Origin of the sequence: Streptomyces sp. WZ.A104 (assembly GCF_002382885.1) — a bacterium.
Classification (GTDB): domain Bacteria; phylum Actinomycetota; class Actinomycetes; order Streptomycetales; family Streptomycetaceae; genus Streptomyces.
In genome coordinates, this window is sequence record NZ_NWVL01000001.1 from 50385 (window position 1) to 69808 (window position 19424).

General features: G+C 71.6%; 18 protein-coding genes. 13 read left to right on the forward strand and 5 right to left on the reverse strand.

Annotated elements, in window-relative coordinates; all coding sequences use genetic code 11:
• Window positions 1–85: 85 nt before the first annotated feature.
• On the forward strand, window positions 86–1369 hold the full coding sequence (locus tag CIB93_RS00265) for an adenylosuccinate synthase (protein ID WP_096622774.1): 1284 nt from the start codon (window positions 86–88) through the stop codon (window positions 1367–1369).
• Between the two features lie 210 nt (window positions 1370–1579).
• Window positions 1580–2467, forward strand: coding sequence for a glycoside hydrolase family 19 protein (locus CIB93_RS00270; protein ID WP_096622776.1), 888 nt, complete (start codon window positions 1580–1582; stop codon window positions 2465–2467).
• Between the two features lie 224 nt (window positions 2468–2691).
• On the opposite strand, the gene dnaN is transcribed toward CIB93_RS00270, so the two are convergent.
• Complete coding sequence (gene dnaN, locus CIB93_RS00275; RefSeq protein ID WP_096622778.1) at window positions 2692–3825, reverse strand: DNA polymerase III subunit beta; 1134 nt, start codon at window positions 3823–3825, stop codon at window positions 2692–2694.
• Window positions 3826–4165: 340 nt separating this feature from the next.
• Between dnaN and CIB93_RS00280 the strand changes: the two genes are divergently transcribed.
• A complete protein-coding gene (locus CIB93_RS00280) occupies window positions 4166–5782 on the forward strand; it encodes a helix-turn-helix domain-containing protein (protein WP_096623025.1) in 1617 nt (538 codons plus the stop codon).
• Window positions 5783–5920: 138 nt separating this feature from the next.
• Here the strand turns inward: CIB93_RS00280 and CIB93_RS00285 are convergent, their stop codons facing one another.
• Complete coding sequence (locus CIB93_RS00285; RefSeq protein ID WP_096622780.1) at window positions 5921–6157, reverse strand: DUF397 domain-containing protein; 237 nt, start codon at window positions 6155–6157, stop codon at window positions 5921–5923.
• Window positions 6154–6990 (reverse strand): helix-turn-helix transcriptional regulator, encoded by an 837-nt coding sequence (locus CIB93_RS00290; protein ID WP_096622782.1) that lies wholly within the window; start codon window positions 6988–6990, stop codon window positions 6154–6156. Before CIB93_RS00290 ends, CIB93_RS00285 begins: the two co-directional genes overlap by 4 nt.
• A 156-nt stretch (window positions 6991–7146) precedes the next feature.
• Here CIB93_RS00290 and CIB93_RS00295 point away from each other — a divergent pair, with 156 nt between their 5' ends.
• Window positions 7147–7554, forward strand: coding sequence for a hypothetical protein (locus CIB93_RS00295; RefSeq protein ID WP_179499897.1), 408 nt, complete (start codon window positions 7147–7149; stop codon window positions 7552–7554).
• Between the two features lie 96 nt (window positions 7555–7650).
• On the opposite strand, the gene CIB93_RS00300 is transcribed toward CIB93_RS00295, so the two are convergent.
• Window positions 7651–9429: a serine/threonine-protein kinase gene (locus CIB93_RS00300; protein ID WP_096622784.1), complete on the reverse strand. Its 1779-nt coding sequence runs from the start codon at window positions 9427–9429 to the stop codon at window positions 7651–7653.
• 185 nt (window positions 9430–9614) lie between these two features.
• Here CIB93_RS00300 and CIB93_RS37590 point away from each other — a divergent pair, with 185 nt between their 5' ends.
• From CIB93_RS37590 to CIB93_RS00320, 5 genes are all read left to right on the forward strand, one after another.
• A complete protein-coding gene (locus tag CIB93_RS37590; protein WP_179499898.1) occupies window positions 9615–10004 on the forward strand; it encodes a hypothetical protein in 390 nt (129 codons plus the stop codon).
• Window positions 10001–10570, forward strand: coding sequence for a TetR/AcrR family transcriptional regulator (locus tag CIB93_RS37595; RefSeq protein ID WP_179499899.1), 570 nt, complete (start codon window positions 10001–10003; stop codon window positions 10568–10570). The genes CIB93_RS37590 and CIB93_RS37595 overlap by 4 nt, the downstream gene beginning before the upstream one ends.
• 241 nt (window positions 10571–10811) lie before the next feature.
• The gene (locus CIB93_RS00310; protein WP_096623031.1) at window positions 10812–12185 is read left to right on the forward strand and encodes an aspartate aminotransferase family protein; all 1374 of its coding nucleotides are present in this window, start codon (window positions 10812–10814) and stop codon (window positions 12183–12185) included.
• A 214-nt stretch (window positions 12186–12399) separates the two neighbouring features.
• Complete coding sequence (locus tag CIB93_RS00315; protein WP_096622786.1) at window positions 12400–13083, forward strand: GntR family transcriptional regulator; 684 nt, start codon at window positions 12400–12402, stop codon at window positions 13081–13083.
• 235 nt (window positions 13084–13318) lie between these two features.
• A complete protein-coding gene (locus CIB93_RS00320; protein WP_096622788.1) occupies window positions 13319–13969 on the forward strand; it encodes a hypothetical protein in 651 nt (216 codons plus the stop codon).
• Between the two features lie 120 nt (window positions 13970–14089).
• Here CIB93_RS00320 and CIB93_RS00325 read toward each other — a convergent pair whose 3' ends face one another.
• On the reverse strand, window positions 14090–14911 hold the full coding sequence (locus CIB93_RS00325) for an SLATT domain-containing protein (RefSeq protein WP_096622790.1): 822 nt from the start codon (window positions 14909–14911) through the stop codon (window positions 14090–14092).
• Window positions 14912–15209: 298 nt separating this feature from the next.
• Here CIB93_RS00325 and CIB93_RS00330 point away from each other — a divergent pair, with 298 nt between their 5' ends.
• The 4 genes from CIB93_RS00330 to CIB93_RS00345 all read left to right on the forward strand — a co-directional run bounded on the left by CIB93_RS00330 (window position 15210) and on the right by CIB93_RS00345 (window position 19327).
• The gene (locus CIB93_RS00330; RefSeq protein WP_073775674.1) at window positions 15210–15554 is read left to right on the forward strand and encodes a YbaB/EbfC family nucleoid-associated protein; all 345 of its coding nucleotides are present in this window, start codon (window positions 15210–15212) and stop codon (window positions 15552–15554) included.
• 94 nt (window positions 15555–15648) lie between these two features.
• A complete protein-coding gene (recR, locus tag CIB93_RS00335; RefSeq protein ID WP_096622792.1) occupies window positions 15649–16248 on the forward strand; it encodes a recombination mediator RecR in 600 nt (199 codons plus the stop codon).
• A 92-nt stretch (window positions 16249–16340) separates the two neighbouring features.
• Window positions 16341–17000 carry a DUF5063 domain-containing protein gene (locus tag CIB93_RS00340; RefSeq protein WP_096622794.1) on the forward strand — a complete coding sequence of 220 codons (660 nt, stop codon included), beginning with the start codon at window positions 16341–16343 and terminating at the stop codon, window positions 16998–17000.
• A 209-nt stretch (window positions 17001–17209) separates the two neighbouring features.
• Window positions 17210–19327: a LamG domain-containing protein gene (locus tag CIB93_RS00345; protein ID WP_096622796.1), complete on the forward strand. Its 2118-nt coding sequence runs from the start codon at window positions 17210–17212 to the stop codon at window positions 19325–19327.
• Window positions 19328–19424 lie beyond the last annotated feature (97 nt).

Here is a 19424-nt window from a genome sequence, read left to right on the forward strand (position 1 = left end):
TGCCGTACATCGTCGTGCGGCAGGTACGACCTTGACGTACGCCCCCTGACCTTGGACATGCCCCGCCCGGAAGGGGTGTACGCCTGTGCCCGCACTTGTGCTGCTCGGTGCTCAGTGGGGTGACGAGGGCAAGGGGAAGGCCACCGATCTCCTCGGTGGATCCGTGGACTATGTCGTGCGTTACCAAGGCGGAAACAACGCCGGTCACACGGTCGTCGTGGGCGACCAGAAGTACGCACTGCATCTCCTCCCCTCCGGAATCCTGTCGCCGGGCTGTACCCCGGTCATCGGGAACGGTGTCGTGGTCGACCCGGCGGTCCTGCTCTCCGAGCTGAGCGGTCTGAACGAGCGAGGCGTCGACACGTCCAAGCTTCTGATCAGCGGAAACGCTCATTTGATCACTCCGTACAACGTGACGATCGACAAGGTGAGCGAGCGCTTCCTCGGCAAGCGCAAGATCGGTACGACGGGCCGGGGCATCGGTCCGACGTACGCCGACAAGATCAACCGGGTGGGAATCCGCGTCCAGGACCTCTACGACGAGTCGATCCTGGAGCAGAAGGTCGAAGCGGCCCTGGAGCAGAAGAACCAGCTTCTGGCCAAGGTCTTCAACCGGCGGGCGATCGAGGCCGGCCGGATCGTCGAGGAGATGCTCCAGTACGCGGAGCAGATCAAGCCGTTCGTCGCCGACACGACCCTGATCCTGAACGATGCCATCGACGAGGGCAAGGTCGTCCTCTTCGAGGGCGGCCAGGGCACCCTGCTCGACGTCGACCACGGCACGTATCCCTTCGTCACCTCGTCGAACCCGACCGCGGGCGGCGCCTGCACCGGTGCCGGCGTCGGCCCGACGAAGATCAGCCGCGTGATCGGCATCCTCAAGGCCTATACGACGCGCGTGGGCGCCGGTCCGTTCCCGACCGAGCTGTTCGACGAGGACGGCGAGGCGCTGCGGCGCATCGGCGGCGAGCGCGGTGTCACCACCGGCCGTGACCGCCGCTGCGGCTGGTTCGACGCCCCGATCGCGCGGTACGCGACCCGGGTCAACGGCCTGACGGACTTCTTCCTCACCAAGCTGGACGTCCTCACCGGCTGGGAGCGGATTCCGGTCTGCGTGGCGTACGAGATCGACGGCAAGCGCGTCGAGGAGCTCCCGTACAGCCAGACCGACTTCCACCACGCGAAGCCGATCTACGAGACCCTGCCGGGCTGGTCCGAGGACATCACCAAGGCCAAGACCTTCTCCGACCTGCCGAAGAACGCGCAGGCTTACGTGAAGGCCCTGGAGGAGATGTCGGGCGCCCCGATCTCCGCGATCGGCGTCGGCCCCGGCCGCACCGAGACGATCGAGATCAACTCGTTCCTGTAGGCAGCCGGTACCGGCCCGCACGGGCTGTACCGCCTGCCCGGATCTTCCGGCCCCGTCCACATGATGGACGGGGCCGGAAGATTTTACTTTCGGTACCGTTCCCAGGATGGTCTAGACCTTGACAGGTACAGACCATCCTCGCTTGAGTGTCGGACACCCCCACGGCGGCGCACGGCCGGACGTCGCGCCGCGTCGAAGGAGTGTGATCACGTGATCCGACGTGTCTTGAGTGTGCTGGTCGCGCTGGGCGCGCTTGTCGCGGCGCTCGTCATCCTTCCCGCCGCCACCGCACAGGCCGCCGCCTGCGCCACGGCGTGGAGCTCGTCCTCCGTCTACACAGGCGGCCAGTCCGCCTCGTACAACGGCCGCAACTACACCGCCAAGTGGTGGACCCTGAACGAGACCCCGGGCAGCTCCGACGTCTGGGCCGACCAGGGTGCCTGCGGCGACGGAGGCGGTGGGGATCCGGGGGAGAACGACGGCTTCGTCGTCAGCGAGGCCCAGTTCAACCAGATGTTCCCGAACCGCAACGCCTTCTACACGTACCAGGGCCTCACCGACGCCCTGGGCGCCTACCCGGCCTTCGCCAACACCGGCAGCGACGAGCTCAAGAAGCGGGAGGCCGCGGCCTTCCTCGCGAACGTCAGCCACGAAACCGGCGGGCTGGTGTACATCAAGGAAATCAACGAGGCCAACTACCCGCACTACTGCGACGCGGGCCGGCCTTACGGCTGCCCGGCCGGACAGGCCGCCTACTACGGTCGCGGCCCCATCCAGCTGAGCTGGAACTTCAACTACAAGGCGGCCGGTGACGCCCTGGGCATCGACCTGCTGAACAACCCCTACCTCGTGGAGCAGAACTCCTCGATCGCCTGGAAGACCGCCCTCTGGTACTGGAACACGCAGACCGGCCCCGGCACGATCACGGGCCACAACGCCATCGTCAACGGGCCCGGCTTCGGCGAGACGATCCGGTCGATCAACGGCGCGCTTGAGTGCGACGGCGGCAACCCGGCGCAGGTCCAGAGCCGCATCAACAAGTTCACGCAGTTCACCCAGTTCCTCGGCACCACCACCGGCCCCAACCTGAGCTGCTGACCCGGCAACCTGGGCTGCTGACCCTGCCCGGCCCTGCCCGACTCTGATCCACCCGTGTCCCCATCCGTGCGGGGGGTGTGCCCGGCTCGCGCCGGACGCACCCTCCGTTCCGGCGTCCGGCGTCCGGCGTCCGGGGCGCGGTCGGCGCGGTCTGCGCGCTCGTGGACAGGGCGCCGCCCCCCCTGCGACGCGACTACGGGAACCGGGAGTCCGGGCGGACCCGGTCAGATCAACTGCGGCCGCACCGACATCAGCAGGTGCCTGTGGGCGTCCGTGCCCGTCCCGTCCGCCCCGCCCGTGATCATCGCGCGCTGGCCCGCCCCCAGCAGAAGGAGCCGCAGTGACGGCTCCTCGAAGGCGGCCAGCGCGTGGGCCAGATACGCCGGGTTGAAGGCCACCACCATCTCCTCGGCGCCCTCCAGTTCGGCGGGGACCCGCTGTGAGGCCACATCGTCCTCGTAGCCGGCCTGGAGCAGGACCGAGGCATCGGCACGGGAGAAGGTCATCTGCACCGGGCTGTCCCCGTCGGCGACGACGGAGACCCGCTTGACGGCCTCCATCAGCCGGGCCCGGTCCACCACCGCCACGGCCGGGTCCTGCATCGCGAACAGCTTCTCGTGGCGCGGCAGTCGGCCCTCCAGCAGGCGCACGGTGGTCCGCATCCCGGCGTGCTCGAAGCCCGCCGAACCGGCGTCCAGGGCCACGCTCACCAGCCCGGACCGCCCAAGCGAGCGGGCGATCTCGGTCAACCGGCGGGCGGAGACGATGACATCGGCGCTCTCGCCGGGGGCGGTGGCCTTCCACGGCAGCGTCCGCACGGCGAAGCGGTACCGGTCGGTCGCGGCGAGTGTCATCGTCCCCGCCTCCCCGTCGAGCCCCAGCCGGATGCCGGTGAGCGCGGGCAGGGTGTCATCGCGCCCCGCGGCCACCGCCACATCGGCGACCGCCGCCGCGAACAGCTCCGCGTCGACCGCTCCCCGGACCTGCGGCAGCGCGGGCAGCGCCGGATAGTCGGCCAACGGCAGCACGGACAGGCCGAACCGGGCACCGCCTCCCGACACCGTGAACCGCGAGCCCTCCACCGCGCACTCCACGGGCCCCTCGGGCAGCACCTTGCAGATGTCCAGCAGCCGTCGCCCCATCACGAGCACCCTGCCGGGCCGCAGGACTTCGGCGTCGCTCACGTCGATGCGCGCGGACGCCTCGTAGTCGAGCCCGGAGATCCGCAGCCGCCCGCCCTCGACCTCCGTGTCCAGCAGCAGTCCGCCCAGCACGGGAACGGGCGAGCGCACGGGCAGGACGCGGGCCGCCCAGGCCACGGCGTCGGTCAGAGCGCTGCGCTCGATACGGAACTCCATGGTGGTGCCTTTCCTCGGAAGCCGACACCGAGCACGCTAGAAGGCACCACTGACAGTCGGCCCCGGGCACGAGTCAACGGAAAGGCCATGAGGCCGGGCACCGACGACAGCGACCACCCCCGTGAGCCGCTGCCGTCGTTCCCCGAAGGACGTGCCCGAGCACGTTCGGACGATAGATCGCGGGGTAGGGAGACCGGGAGATTCAATACGCCCAGTGGGACGGCCGCGGAGGTATCAGTCCGCACAGCCACACCGGCCGGGCAGCGGCCGAGCAGGCCACGGACAGCAGACATCGGGGGAACACGTGCGAGTGCGTGAGCGGGCCGACGACCTCCTGCGGATGCACCGACTGGTGCGGAGCGGCGGCACGCCCGCCTTGCTGCGCTGGCTCTCCGGCCGGGCCGACGGCTGGGCCGGCCTCGTCGGGTCGGACGGGACCGTGCTGCACGCGGCGGCGCGTACGGCGGGGGCGGTCGTCCCCGATGTCGCAGAGCTGCTCGCCGAGGGCGCCACCGCCCTGACCGAGCGCGGGGCCCAGGCGTACTCCCTGGACACCGGCGAGCACACCGCCCTCCTCTTCCCCCTGCACACCGACGACCCCGGTACCGCCCCCGTGCTCGCCGTCGTCACGCCCCGGCCCGTCGCCGCCGGGCTCGCCACGCTGCTGGCGGACGTGGTGCTGGCGCTGGAGCTGTGCTGGCAGGCCGAAACGCTGGAGCGCAAGCGGCGCCGGGTGGACCTCGCCGAGTCGCGGGGCCGGGAGGCGGTGCTGCACCTGCTGATGACGGGCCAGCTCTCCATCGCCCAGCAGGTCGCCGGTGCGCTGCGTCCCCGGCTCCCCGACCCGGTGCGGGTGTGCGTCGTGGAGTGCTCGGGCGACGGGCGGGACGAGGTGGCCCGGGTCTGCGCGGAGGCGGACGGCGGCCGGTCCTGGATCGTGCGGTGCCCCGTCTACGTACGCCACCTGATCCTCGTGACGCCCGCGGACGAGGCGCCGCAGGGGACCGCCACCGACCGGGTCGACCGGGTCACGACCGACCGGGTCGCCACCGGCCGGGTCCCCATCGACGAGGCCGTCGCCGCCCGGGTCGGTGACTGCGTGGTCGGTGTCAGCGAACCGGTGCCGCTCGCCGACACCGCCACCGGCTACCGCCAGGCCTTCCATGCCCTCGCCGTGGCCCGCGAACTGCCTTCCCGGCACGCGAGGTTCGGCGTATCGCCGGAGGCGGCGCTCGTCGTCGGCCGCGCCGGGCGGCAGTGGGCCGACGCCCTGCTCGCCCCGCTCCTGACCCACGTCCCCCGCCGCGCCCAGGACCCCGTGAGCCAGGAGCTGGCTGCCACCGCCGCCTCCTGGCTGGCCTTCTCGTCGCACGCGACCGACCACCTCAAGATCCACCGCAACACCCTGGCCGCCCGCGTCCGGTTCATCGGCGAGCTGCTCGGCCTCGACCTGCACCGCCTCGCCGACCAGGCCGCCCTCGACCTCGCCCTGCGCATCCGCGCCACCCCCGCCCCGGCCTGCACCGCCGAGCCCGCCCCGTACGCGGACGGCACAGGCACAGGCACAGGTATCGGAACAGGCGCGGGCACCGGCACCGGCACCGGCCCGGGTACGGCAAAGGCGGCGCAGGCTCTCGACGAGCTCCTGCGCCGCCCTTCTGTACGGGAGTGGGCCGAACAGCAACTGGCCCCGGTCCAGGAGGTCCGGGGCGCGGAGGAGACCCTGCGCACGTGGCTGGAGTGCGAGGGCCGCCTCGGCCCGACGGCCGCCCGGCTGGGCATCTCCGTCCCCGGCGCCCGCAAGCGCCTCACCCGGCTGGAGACCGTGCTCCAGCGCTCACTGCTCCGGCCCCCCAGCGCCCGCTACGACCTGTGGCTGGCACTGCGGAGGAAGGACCTGGATCTGGCCCCCGGCCCGGACCTGGACCTGACGGCGTGTGATGCCGTCACTTCGTGACGGACGACGGAACTGGAGAGGACCGCGAGCGCTGTCGCGGTCACCGATGGGGCGCGGCCCGTATCGCCGTGCAAGGCCTACCGGTGACACGCCCGCACGAATTCTGCGGGCGCACACCGTGGGTCCTGCTGTGCCCGCTCAGTCCGCCCAGGTGAGGAAGGCCGACCAGGCGTCCGGCGCGACGGCGAAGTCGGGCCCGTCGGGCACCTTGGAGTCACGGACGTGGACGGAGTGGGGGCAGGCGGCGACCTCGACGCAGTCGCCGCCGCTGGCGTTGCTGTAGGAGGACTTACGCCAGTCGAAGGCGACCTCGATGCAGTCGCCGCCGCTGCTGCTGCTGTAGCTCGACTTGAACCACCGGAGGGTGCTGCTCATTCCTTCACTCCTGCCAACCGCATGATGAGGTCCAGCGATTCACGAGGACCCAGGGCCTGTGACCGGATCTTCGCATAGCGCTGAGCATAGATGCTCACCTTTGCCGGGTCACTGATCAGCAGGCTCTCGTCCTGCGGCTCCAGATAGACGAGATGTTCATGCGCGGGAGTCTCCAGCAGGTTCATCGAGCCGCGATCACCCGCGTACTCCCCGTACTTCCCGGCATCCAGGGGCAGCACAAGCAGCGTGACATTGCGCCGCCGGGCGCACTCCACAAGATGGAGCAGCTGCTCCCGCATGATCTCCTCGTTGCCGATGACGCGGCGCAGGACGGCCTCGTCGATGATGATCTCGATCATCGGGAGCGGGTCCCGGTCGAAGAGGGCCGTACGTGCCAGACGCAGCTGGACCAGCTCCTCCACGCGCTCGTCGGAGAGCGGTGGATATCCGCCACCGATGAGCGCCCGGGCGTAGGCCTCCGTCTGGAACAGTCCGTGGATGACGTTCGTGGCGAACAGCTGGAGGCTGATCGCGGCCTCCTCCAGCAGCGCGTAGTCCTGGAACTGCTGAGGCAGCCGCTCCATCCGCATGTACCGCCGGGCCGTCGTGAAGATGCCGGTGCCGTTGCCGAAGACCCGTTCCAGCTCGACGAGCATGGCGTCACTGGCGGGCTGCGCGCAGGTCTCCATCGCGCTGATCGCCGCCGCCGAGTAGCCGAGCTCCTTGCCCTCCTGCTCCTGTGTCCACCCGCGCTGGATGCGTAGCGTGCGAGCGATCTCCGCCACCATCTGGGCGGTCGGGCTCGCGGATTCCTTGTTCTCTGCACTCGCCATTACGCGATCTCTTTTCGACTCAACCGAACTCAACCGGTCACTACTCGATACCGTCGAACTCAACTCGGCTTCAGCGAAGTCGGTGCAGGTCAACGGCTATGCGACGCACCTCGGCAGGTAGGGAGAACGCTAGGCGACGAGCGCCACAATCGTCTTGTGAATGCAACGAATCGCGGGCTGAAAATCGAGTGGATTCCGGACTCCGGATTCCAGCTCCGCAAGGCGGGCGTGCAATTCGACGCCGTCCGCGTCGACGGCGACGAGGGGCGGCGGCTGGCCGACCTGATGGAGGAGTTGGTCGGGGGCGAACCGGGCCCGGTCGTCACCGAGTCGAACGGGCGGCGCGGGGTGTACTTCCTCGTACCGGCGGGCTCCACGGCCGGACGCCCGTGGCCGCGCGAGGTGTCGACGTTCAACGGGGCGACGGGCCGGGTCAGTTACGTACCCGTACCGGCGCTCGGGGGTGACACCTGGCCGCTGATGTGGCGGTACCGGCCGACGTGCGCGCACCGGTTCGTGCACACGCTGATCCTGTTCAACGCGGCTTATGCGTTACTGAGTTGAGTGCCTGGGGTGGAGGGCGGACGGCGGGCCCAGGGGGGGCATGGCGGGACCAGGCGGGGCATGGCGCCGATCCAGGTCGAGCCGACCGGATGTAGCTCAATCCGACTTGGTGTAGGTCAGGCTCTCGCCCGTGCCGGTCACCGTCCGGCGCAGGGTGCCGTCCGGCAGCAGGGTCAGCTCGGTGGCTTTGCCGGGGGAGCATGAGGTGGCCGGTTCGCCGGAGGAGACGGCGGAGGGCCCGATCCGGACGGGGCCGTCGGCGGTGGGGCGGGCGGCCAGGCGTGCGCTGAACTCGCAGTGGTACGTGGAGCCGGAGGAGAGGGGACCTTCGGCGGTGAGGGAGAGGACCGGGTCGCCGACGTCGCCCTGGCGGATGGTCAGCGTGCGGGTGGAGGGGCCTTGGTCGCCGGGTATGGAGCCGGACCAGGTGCCGAGGTAGACGCGGGGGACGGTGCCTTCGTTGTCGGTGGTGCCGCTGTCTCCGCTGCCCCCGCTCCCGCCGTTGCCTCCGCTGTCGCCGTTCGCACTTCCCGTGTCGTTCGTGCTGTTCGGGCCGTTCGCGTCGGCTGAGGAGGACGCGTCCGGGGAGATGGTGGTGCCCATGCCTCCGTCCTTCATGAACGCGTACACGGACCCGCCCGCACCTATCGCGACGACCACGGCGACGGCTATCAGCGCGGCGGTGGCCCCGGCGGACCGGCGGTCCCGGGCGGGAGGGGGCGCGGGGGTGAAGTAGGCGGGGGAGAAGGGCTGCTCGGCGGTAGGGCCGTGCGGGTGGGGGTACGGGGGCGGCTGGGGATGGGCATGGGGGTGCGGGGGCGGGTTCGGGTGCGGCGGGGCTGAGGCAGGGGGCGGAGCCGCGGGGGCTGGCGGGGGCACGGAGGCTTGGAGGGCCGCCGGGGCCGCCGGGGCCGCCGGGGCCGTCGGGGCCGTCGGGGCTTGCGGGTCCTCCGCGTCGAGCAGCTCCACCGCATGGCGGCCCAGTTGGGCGATGAGGATGCCGGGGAGCCAGGGTTCGTCCGCCTCGGCCCCGCCCAGGCGCGCCAGGATCTCGTCCGGGCCGGGCCGGGCCGCCGGGTCCTTCGCCAGACAGTCCCGTACGACGTCGGCGAGCTCCTCCGGTACGCCGGTCAGGTCCGGGTCCTCCTGGGCGATCCGGAACATCAGGGCGTGGGGCCCGCCGCCGTCCGCCGAGCCGAAGGGCAGGCGGCCGGAGGCGGCGTACGCGAGGACGGACCCGAGGCAGAACACGTCGCACGCGGTGGTCACGCGCTCGCCGCGCACCTGCTCCGGGGCCATGAACCCGGGCGAGCCGACGATCGCTCCTGTGCGGGTCAGGTCGCCGTCGGGCACGGAGTCCAGGGCGCGGGCGATGCCGAAGTCGATGACCCGGGGACCGTCGATGGTGAGGAGGACGTTGGACGGCTTCAGATCGCGGTGGATGAGCCCGGCGCCGTGGATGTGCTGGAGGGCGTGGGCGAGCCCGGAGCCGAGGAACCGGACGGAACGTACCGGGAGCGGCCCGTACGCCCCCGAGGCCGCGACGGGGGCGCCGGGGCGGCCGGAGACGATGCGCTGGAGGGAGGGCCCGGCGACGTAGCCGGTGGCGACCCAGGGGACCGGGGCCTCGGTGTCGGAGTCCAGCACGGGGGCGGTCCAGGCCCCGCCGACCCGGTGCGCCGCGTGGACCTCCTGGCGGAAGCGGGCGCGGAACTCGGGCCGCTCGGCGAGCTCGCGGCGGACGAGTTTGAGGGCGACGGTGCGGCCGCGGTCGGAGCGGGCGAGGAAGACCTGCCCCATGCCGCCTTCACCGAGGCGGCCGAGGAGCCTGTACGCGCCGATGCGGTGCGGGTCCTCGGCCCCGAGCTTGTCCATGGCGCGTTCCTCCCCTGTGCAGCCCGCACGAGGATAGCGCCGCGCCCCGACGACCGCCCCGTCCCGGATCTCCCCGCCGGGATCCGTATGCGCCGCTGCTCGCCCGCTTGATTTGGACGACCGTCCAGGACTACCGTCCAATTCGGACGAAGAGTTCAGACCTCTCTGCAACCCTGGAGTGCGTGATGGATCATTCCCTGCTGGCGACCCTGACCGCGGCGTTCCTGGTCTGGGAGGCACTCCTGCTGATCCCCATGGTCCCGGGGAAGCTGGTCGACACGAGGGACTTCTCGTCGCTCCCGCGCTGGCAGTACAACGGGTTCAACGCCTACCTCACGTCCCTCGGGCTGGCCAGCTTCGTGGTGGCCGGGTTCGCCATGGCGGGCCGGCACTGGGTGTTCGTGGCGGCACTGGTCCTGAGCCTGGGCTACGCCGCGGTCTTCGCGGCGGACCTCGGCGCGGTCTTCCCGGTCGTGCCCGACCGGCTTCCGGTGCAACTGCTGGTGCTCGAAGTCATCGCGCTGGCCTCGGCCGGTGTGGGTGCCGTGATCGCGATCCAGGGCATGCGCCTGTGAACACCACATCCCCTTCCGGCGCGACTACACGGGAGAAGATCATCGAGGCCGCGGCCTCCCTCATCCCCGAAGTGGGCTGGGGTGGTGTGACCAGCAGGCGGGTCGCGGAACGCGCGGGCGTGAACACCGGTGTGATCCACTACCACGTGGGAAGCATCGGCGAACTCCGGCGCATCGCCGCGGTGGGCAGGATCCGGATGTTCTTCCTCGACCGGCTCGGTGACGCCCTGACGCAGGAAGATCCGTCATCGGCCGTCGAGATGATCCTCCGCTCACTGTGCTCCGGTGACTCGCACGACCCGGAACTGCTACTGCTGTACGAATCCCTGGTCGCGGCAAACCGGGACGACCAGCTGCGCACCGAGATCGCCGCCTCCCTGTCCCAGTTCCGGCAGCGGTTGCACGACTGGTTCGCCGAGCACGGAGTCGCGCGTCCACTCCCTGCCGCAGTGACCCTCATCGCGGCGATGGACGGCTTCCTGCTCCAGCGAACGCTCGACCCGGACCTCGACCCCGCCCCCCTCATCGACGGCATCACCGCCCTGGTGACACGCCAACCGGTATAGCGTTCCCGCGCGAAACCGCGCCGGACTCCAGCCCGTCCTCGCGCGCCGGACTGGCTGGAGCGGGCCGGGTCCGGGCCCGGGGCGGACGGCCCCGGCGGTCAGCCTCTCCACCGCCCCCGACAACCGCTCCAGCACCCGCACCGTCTCGCGGGTCCCGGACCCGACACCCTGCCGACCTCCGCGCCCCACGTCATACAAGGTGGCCATGGAGACCGCCCCCACCAGCGCCTACGCTCACCGCATGACCCCTCATGCCCCTCATGTCCCGTGCGCCGACCCCGCGGCCGGTGCGGCCGTGAAGGCCGCGGACCGCGCGCACGTGTTCCACTCCTGGTCCGCCCAGGGCCTCATCGACCCGCTCGCCGTCGCCGGCGCCGAGGGGGCCTATTTCTGGGACTACGACGGCAACCGCTACCTCGACTTCACCAGCGGGCTCGTCTACACCAACATCGGCTACCAGCACCCGACCGTGATCGCCGCGATCCAGGAGCAGGCGGGCAAACTCGCCACCTTCGCGCCCGCGTTCGCCGTCGAGTCGCGCTCCGAGGCCGCACGCCTCATCGCCGAGCGCACCCCGGGTGACCTGGACAAGATCTTCTTCACCAACGGCGGTGCCGAGGCCGTGGAGAACGCCATCCGCATGGCCCGGCTGCACACCGGTCGTACGAAGGTGCTCTCCGCCTACCGCTCGTACCACGGCGCGACCTCCACCGCGATCAACCTCACGGGCGACCCGCGCCGCTGGGCCTCCGACAACGGTTCGGCGGGCGTCGTGCGGTTCTGGGCGCCGTTCCTCTACCGCTCGCCGTTCTACGCCGCGACCGAGGCCGAGGAGTGCGCCCGCGCACTCCAGCACCTGGAGGACACCCTCGCCTTCGAGGGCCCGGCCACCATCGCCGCGATCATCCTGGAGACCGTCCCGGGCACGGCGGGCATCATGACCCCGCCGCCCGGCTATCTGGCGGGTGTCCGCGAGATCTGCGACCGGTACGGGATCGTCTTCGTGCTGGACGAGGTGATGGCCGGGTTCGGACGCACCGGCGCCTGGTTCGCCGCCGACCACTTCGACGTCGTGCCGGACCTGCTGACCTTCGCGAAGGGCGTCAACTCCGGTTACGTACCGCTCGGCGGCGTCGCCATCAGCGCCGAGATCGCCGCGACCTTCGAGACCCGCCCGTACCCCGGCGGCCTCACCTACTCCGGCCACCCGCTGGCCTGTGCCGCCGCCGTCGCCACCATCCAGGTGATGGAGGACGAGAGGGTCGTCGAGCACGCGGCCCGGATCGGCGAGACCGTCCTCGGCCCCGGCCTGCGCGAACTCGCCGAGCGCCACCCCTCCGTCGGCGAGGTGCGCGGTCTCGGCGCGTTCTGGGCACTGGAGCTGGTCCGCAACCGCGAGACCCGTGAGCCGCTCGTCCCGTACAACGCCTCGGGCGAGGCCAACGCCCCGATGGCCGCCTTCGGCGCGGCGGCGAAGAAGCAGGGGCTGTGGCCGTTCATCAACATGAACCGGACCCACGCCGTCCCCGCTTGCAACGTCACCGAGGCCGAGGCCAAGGAGGGCCTCGCGGCGCTGGACATCGCACTCTCCGTGGCCGACGAGCACACGGTGTAGCGCCCGTACGTCCGGCCGGCGCGTACGCCAGGTAACCGGACGATCCGCTTCCGTACGCTATCGGCCCCGGAAGTGCCCCCAGTCGGCCGCCGCCGTGCCCGGAAACGGGCACGGCGGCGGCCCTGGCTTAAGGTGACCCGAGCCTAAGGTGACTGACCCTGACCGGGAACGACCGGCCGAAGGGGATGAACAGGGATGAACGGGAGGAACCGGTATGGGCCCGAGTGGAGGTGTGACCCGCAGTACCCTGCGCCAGCAGATCGCCGACGCGCTGCGTGACGAGGTGCTCGCAGGGCGTCTCCCGCCGGGCCGGGAGTTCACGGTCAAGCAGATCGCCGTGCAGTACGGGGTCTCCGCGACGCCCGTCCGCGAGGCCCTGTTCGACCTCTCCGCGCAGGGGCTCCTCGCCTCCGACCAGCACCGGGGGTTCCAGGTCCGCGAGTTCAGCGTCGCCGACTACCGTGCGATGACCGAGGCCCGGGCCCTCGTCGTCGAGGGCCTTTTCCGCGACCCCGCCGCCCGGGTCGCGGTCCGGCCCGACAGCCTCGCCTCGATCCGGCGGCGGGCGGCGGAGGCGGTCCGCGCGGCGAAGGGCGGCGACCTGGACGTACTGATCGGGTACGACCTGCGGTTCTGGCGGGAGCTGGGTCAGTTCGTGCTCAACCCCTACATCGCCGACTTCCTCACCAAACTCCGCGTCCAGGCCTGGATGTTCGCCGTGCACCGGCTACGCGGCGAGAACGGTGAGGGCGCGGACGGGAGCGCCCTGTGGGACGGTCACGAGGAACTGGTCGAGGCCATCGCCCGGGGCGACCACGAGCAGGTCCACGCCACCCTGCACTCCTACTACGCGCACGCACTGGCCTGGGCGGACCGCCTGGAGGCGCAAGAGCGGTGAGCCCCGAGGGCCCTGCGAGCCTTGCGGGGCTCCGAGTCGGGCCCCGAGTCGGGCCCCGAGTCGGGCCGCGGGTCGGGCCGCGGGTCGGGCCGCGCGGCAAGCTCTGTACAGCCCTCCGGACAGCCCTCCGGGCAGCCCTCCGGTCTCTCCGTTCTCCCTGGGGCACTGTGCGTGAGGTTCCGCCCGCATTACGCTGTCCCGACGATCGCCCGAACCCGTTGGAGAGCGAGACTTCGTGGCCTGTGACCTGTGGCTGGTCCCCCTCGTCGACGTGCTGTGCCACAGCGCCGACAATCCGTTCGCCGAAGAGATCGCCGTCTACGACAAGGCGTTGAACGACGCGGGCCTGCCGCCCGTCCCCGTCTACGCGTACATGCCGGGCCTCACGGGAGACGTCGCCCCCGTGGCGGGCTTCGACTACGACGCCCTGCACTTTCTGCGCCGCGCCTATCTGCTCCAGCTGAGCGGCCTCGCCGTCACCCCGGTCGCCGGTCTCGACGGTGACTACGAGCAGTTGCTGGAGATGTTCGAACAGGGCGCGCAGCAGTCGCATCTGGTCTGGCACTACGACCACGCGGGGGCGTACGTCCCCGTGGACTTCCCGGCGCCGCTCTCCGACGACGCGCTCCTGGCGGGCGGCGGCCCGCTGGGCTCCGCGCACGGGCTGCTGCGGGAGCTGGAGTTCGTCGCACCGGCCATCGGCATCGACCCGGCCAACCCCCCGGCCGCCCCGCAACCACCCGCGGGCCCCACGGCCCTGGAGCAGCCGGCGGACCCGATCCCCTACGACGACAGCCCGTTCGCCCGGGAACGCCACGTGTGGCTGGGCCTCCACGCGGCGGCGACCCGCAGCCTGGCACAGGGCTCAATGATCATCTTCAGTTGACCGCGACGGGCTGGGGACCCGGCCCGCGCGCTCTACCTGCGGGCGGGGGCAGGGGGCGCTGAAATCCAGCCCGTCCGGCGATTGAGGCCCGGGGCCGGGGGCAGCGCCCCCGAAGCAACCTCACCGCGCCCCCGGCTCCGGCGGCCGCTGCCGCGGCATGTTCGGCCGGGCCGCCACCGACGGCACCGAGAACCGCCCCTGCACCGCCCCCGACTCCGCCCGTCCGCCCGCGCTTCCGGTGACCAGCGCCTGCATGCCCATCGGCGCGGGCCCGGCCCGGAACTCCACCATCCAGTCCGCCGTCTCCGACCGCACCAGCTCGGTGACGTCCTCGGAGAACCTCCGCAGCACCCCCAGACACCGCTCCGCCGCCTCGCTGGCCGTGCCCTCGGCCGGCCCGAGCATCTCCCGTACGCACTCCGAGGCCCAGTCGAACTGGAGCACCTGGAGCCGTCGGTGCACGGCCTGGGCCGTGGCGAGGTTCCTTATCCAGCCGGAGGTGAGGCCGAAGTACCGGTCGCAGGCCATGCAGGCGGCGCCGAGGAGCAGTGACAGATAGCCCCACCCGGCCGAGCCGCTCAGCGCACCGGTCAGATCGAGCAGCGGGAGGGCCGCCCCGGCGATCACCCCGGCGGCGGTGCCCATTCGCAGGGCCCGCGCTCCCCGGCGCTTCCAGACCCGGTCCTTGAGGTACCAGTCGGCGGTGTCCAGGGCCCCTGCCTCGACCCAGCGGTAGAGCTCGTCCAGCCGCTCGGCGGGCTCGCCCCAGTCGCCGAGCGGGAAGGGGCGTCCGGTCAGATCGCGCCCCCCGGCGCGGCCGGTGGCGCTGTCTGCGGTCCTGGCCCCGTTCCCGGTAGCGGAACTATCCGCTCCGTTCTCACCGGATCCCGCATCGGACTCCTTGCGGGGCGGCCCCTCGGGCTGCATCTCCGGCTGACTCACCGGGGCACTCCTCTGCACTCTGACGGACGGGACGGCTCCCGTGGTGTAACTCTGCGTCACTGAATATGTGCGCTCGTGCGCCGTTGCGCATGCCCTTCCTACCGCCGAATGGTGGGCTGGGGGGCCGAAATCGCGGGATTCCCGCCTGGGCGGGGCCGCTGGTCAGGTATAGGAGCCCTCACGGCGGTTCTGGAATCTCACCCGAAAGAGTTGGTCACCGGTGGGTGGAGCGCGGCGACCGGGGAGCACGTAGGCTCGGCATACCGAAACATTTGTCGTCGAAATGCCAGGAGTGACCGTGATTCCCGGTGGTGGCCAGCCCAATATGCAGCAGTTGCTCCAGCAGGCCCAGAAGATGCAGCAGGATCTCGCCGCGGCCCAGGAGGAACTGGCCAGGACCGAGGTCGAAGGACAGGCGGGCGGCGGCCTCGTGAAGGCCACCGTGACCGGCTCCGGCGAACTGCGCGCCCTGGTGATCGACCCGAAGGCGGTGGACCCGGAGGACACGGAGACGCTCGCCGATCTCGTCGTCGCGGCCGTCCAGGCGGCCAACGAGAACGCGCAGGCGTTGCAGCAGGAGAAGCTCGGCCCGCTGGCGCAGGGCCTGGGCGGCGGTGGCGGCATCCCCGGCCTGCCGTTCTGACGCCGTTCTGACCGGACTCCCAGGGGTCCGGGCCCTACTGGTACCGACCCGTACCCACTACGGTACGGAGCAGGAAGCGAAGAAAGGCGTTCCGTTGTACGAAGGCGTTGTTCAGGACCTCATCGACGAACTGGGCAGGCTGCCCGGCGTCGGTCCCAAGAGCGCGCAGCGGATCGCCTTTCACGTCCTTCAGGCCGAGCCCACGGACGTGCGCCGGCTGGCCCACGCCCTCCTGGAGGTCAAGGACAAGGTCCGGTTCTGCGCCGTGTGCGGCAATGTCGCGCAGCAGGAGCAGTGCGGGATCTGCCGGGATACGCGCCGCGACGTGAGCGTCATCTGCGTCGTCGAGGAGCCCAAGGATGTCGTGGCGATCGAGCGGACGCGTGAGTTCCGGGGTCGCTACCACGTTCTGGGCGGGGCGATCAGCCCCATCGAGGGAGTGGGCCCGGACGATCTGCGCATCCGTGAGCTGCTGGCCCGGCTCGCGGACGGCTCCATCACGGAGCTGATCCTCGCGACCGACCCCAACCTGGAGGGCGAGGCCACCGCGACGTATCTGGCGCGGATGGTCAAGCCGATGGGCCTGAAGGTGACCCGGCTGGCCAGCGGTCTGCCGGTCGGCGGCGATCTGGAGTACGCCGACGAGGTCACTCTGGGCCGCGCGTTCGAGGGGAGGCGGCTGCTGGATGTCTGACCCCGCGGCGGTACGCCCCCGATCCCGGCCCCGCACTTACGCACTGTCGTCCGCTTCACCGTCTGTGACCGCGCCCACGGGAGGTCCCCTCGATGTCTGACGCCACGCTGAACTCCGTCACGCAGGACCCGGGCGACTTCGCCGTCCAGATCGCGGACCAGATCAAGACGTTCATCGTCGCGGTCACCGAGGTGTCCAGGGTCGAGGAGCCGGAGGAAGCCGTTCCGGTGCTTCTCCTCCAGGTCTCGCAGCTCCTGCTCGCGGGCGGCCGCCTCGGTGCGTACGAGGACGTCCTGCCCGACGAGCGCTACGAACCGGACCTCGGCGCGGAGCCGGACGCGGACGGCCTGCGCGAGCGGTTCGCGGCGCTCCTGGAGCCGATCGACGTCTACTCCGAGGTCTTCGACCCGTACGAGCCCCGCAAGGCCCCCGTCCCGCACCGCATCTCCGACGACCTCGCCGACCTGGTCACCGACCTCGGCCACGGCCTGGCCCACTACGAGGCCGACCGCACGGCCGAGGCGCTGTGGTGGTGGCAGTTCTCGTACTTCTCCAACTGGGGCTCCACCGCCTCCGCCACGCTGCGCGCCCTCCAGTCCCTGGTCGCCCACATCCGCCTGGGCCAGCCCCTGGAGGAACTGGACGGCCTGGACACCGACCAGGACCCGGGCGAGGAGGACCTCGCCGAGGAGGCGGGCCGCGTGATGCTGGAGGAGATCGCGGGGCCTCTGGGGCTGCGGCCGGTGAAGTAGCCCCTGCTCCCGGCCGCCGACCTCCTGGCCGCCGACCTCCCGGCCGCCGACCTCCCGGCCGCCGACGCGGAGCCCGTCTCCGTGGGCTGAGCTGCCCGTTCTCCCGCGTACCGGCCCGATATTCATAGCGGGCCGACGGACCTGATTGTTAATCTCCCCCAGCCCTTGATCACTGATCTTCGAGGGCCGAACAGGGGAGGGGAACGCGCATGACGGGACGTACCGGACATGGACGAGCGAGACGGGCGGCCACCGCGGTGGTGATCGCCGCCGGGACGGTGCTGGCGACGCCGGGCACCGTACTGGCGGCAGTGGGCGGGCTCCCGCCGAAGCAGCCGCTGGTCGCCGATCTGAAGACGGGCGGCGCGGCGTGCGTCTTTGGCGAGGACCGTCCGTACGTGATGAACGTTCCGCAGGTGACGGCCCGGTTGTACGGGCCCGGCGACGGCCAGTCCGGTGAAGTGGGCCGGGTCCGGGGCGAGTTCGAGGCGTGGTGGCGGGGCGAGGGCGGTGCCGAGGAGCGCGTGACCCTGACCACCGCGATGAAGGGCGACACCGCCCCGTTCAGCTGGCAGCTGCCGAGCACCGTTCCCGACGGCACCGTCGTGTCCTGGCGGGTGCGCGCCGCCAACGACGACGGGACATCGGCCTGGAGCAGCGAAGGGGCGGGCGCGCCCTGCGAGTTCGTCTACGACCGCACCCTGCCCGACGCCCCGGTAGTCACCTCCGCCGACTACCCGGACGACGACGTCTGGCGGCCCGGTGTCGGTGTCCGGGGGACCTTCCACGTCACGGCGCAGGCCGACGACGTCGTCTCCTACGCCTACTCCTTCATCGGCGGGCCGCAGAAGACCGTCGAGGCCGGGCCCGACGGATCGGCCGAGATCCGTTTCCTGCCGGAGCGGACCGGCCGGCAGACCCTCTCCGTGCAGGCGCAGGACCGGGCGGGCAACCGTGGTCCGCGCACCGACCACGCGTTCCTGATCGGCGCGGGGCCCGCCCCGGTGGCGCGGTGGAAGCTCGCCGACGCGGCGGGCTCCCGCTCGGCCGCCGCGGAGACCGGCACCCCGGCCCGGGCGGGCAAGGGCGTCACGTTCGGCGCGCCCGCGCCCTCCGGCACCCCGCTCACCTCCACCGCCTCGCTCGACGGATCGGGCCACGGCTTCCTGACCCCGGGCGCCCCGGTCGTCGTCGACACCGCGAAGGACTTCGCGGTGGGCGGCTGGGTGCGGCCGGCGCGCGTGGACGGCACCCGTACGGTCCTCTCGCAGGACGCGGGCACGGCACGCGCCTTCACCCTGGGCCTGACCCGGGCCGGGACGGGACCCGCCTGGTCGTTCTCCGTCGGCGGCGCGAAGGTCACGGGCGGGCTGCCCGAGACCGGCGGCTGGGCCCATGTGCTCGGCCAGTACGACGCGGAGACCGGCACGGCCCGGCTGTACGTGAACGGCCGCGCGGTCGGCGAGGAGACGGCCGCCGTCCCCGTGGCGGGCGAGGGCGACTTCCAGCTCGGCCGGGCGCGCGGGGCGCGGGGCTACCGGGACCGCTGGCAGGGCGAGATCGGTGACGTAAGGGCGTACGACCGGATCGTCGTGCCGGACGAGCTGACGGCCCTCGCCACCCGTGCCGCGCGGCAGCTCGGCCACTGGGCGCTCGACACCGCGCCGGACGGCCTCGCCCCGGAGACGGGCGGGGGAGCACCACTCAAGCTGGGCGCCGGGGCCTCGGTCTTCCGCCTCGACGAGCCGTGCGACCCGTTGGACCTGGAGTGCTCCCAGGACTGGCCGCTGGAGGGGGACGGCCACCTCCGCCTCGACGGCGTCTCGGGTCACGCAGCCACGGACGCACCCGTCGTCGACACCACCGGCAGCTTCACCGTCAGCGCCCGCGTCCGGCTCGCCGACGACGACCCGGCGGCGCCGATGACGGCGATCTCCCAGGGCGGCGAGCACGGTGACGCCTTCAAGGTGCGCTTCGACCCGGAGAACTCCAGCTGGGACCTGGTGATGTCGCACGCCGACGAGCCGGGTGCGCCGGAGACCGTGCTCAGCCGGATCGAGTGGCCCGACGGCGGCATGGGGGCGGGCCACCGGGTGACCGTGGTCCATGACGCCTCCGCGAAGCAGGTGTCGTTCTACCTCGACGGGGTGAAGTACGCGGAGGGCGGCACGGCGGACTTCGACGCCGCCTGGAAGAGCACGGGCGGGCTCCAGCTCGGCCGGGGCCGCACGGCCGACGGGTGGGGCGAGCAGCTGCGCGGCGTGGTGGACAGCGTGTACGCCTTCGCGGGTGTGCTGTCCGAGACGGAGATCCAGCAGTTGCCGTAGCGGGACGTGTCCCGGCTCGCGCTTTGCGTGCGGAAGGTGTGGGCTGGGACACAAACGGGAGTGCTCCGGGGCCTACGGGGCAACAGCCCCCTACGAG

Bases quoted from the DNA above. Each gene is read 5' to 3' on its own strand.
- dnaN (WP_096622778.1), bottom strand. From the start codon at position 3,825: ATGGAGTTCCGTATCGAGCGCAGCGCTCTGACCGACGCCGTGGCCTGG.
- CIB93_RS00280 (WP_096623025.1), top strand. From the start codon at position 4,166: ATGCACCGACTGGTGCGGAGCGGCGGCACGCCCGCCTTGCTGCGCTGG.
- CIB93_RS00285 (WP_096622780.1), bottom strand. From the start codon at position 6,157: ATGAGCAGCACCCTCCGGTGGTTCAAGTCGAGCTACAGCAGCAGCAGC.
- CIB93_RS00290 (WP_096622782.1), bottom strand. From the start codon at position 6,990: ATGGCGAGTGCAGAGAACAAGGAATCCGCGAGCCCGACCGCCCAGATG.
- CIB93_RS00300 (WP_096622784.1), bottom strand. From the start codon at position 9,429: ATGGACAAGCTCGGGGCCGAGGACCCGCACCGCATCGGCGCGTACAGG.
- CIB93_RS37590 (WP_179499898.1), top strand. From the start codon at position 9,615: ATGGATCATTCCCTGCTGGCGACCCTGACCGCGGCGTTCCTGGTCTGG.
- CIB93_RS00310 (WP_096623031.1), top strand. From the start codon at position 10,812: ATGACCCCTCATGCCCCTCATGTCCCGTGCGCCGACCCCGCGGCCGGT.
- CIB93_RS00315 (WP_096622786.1), top strand. From the start codon at position 12,400: ATGGGCCCGAGTGGAGGTGTGACCCGCAGTACCCTGCGCCAGCAGATC.
- CIB93_RS00340 (WP_096622794.1), top strand. From the start codon at position 16,341: ATGTCTGACGCCACGCTGAACTCCGTCACGCAGGACCCGGGCGACTTC.
- CIB93_RS00345 (WP_096622796.1), top strand. From the start codon at position 17,210: ATGACGGGACGTACCGGACATGGACGAGCGAGACGGGCGGCCACCGCG.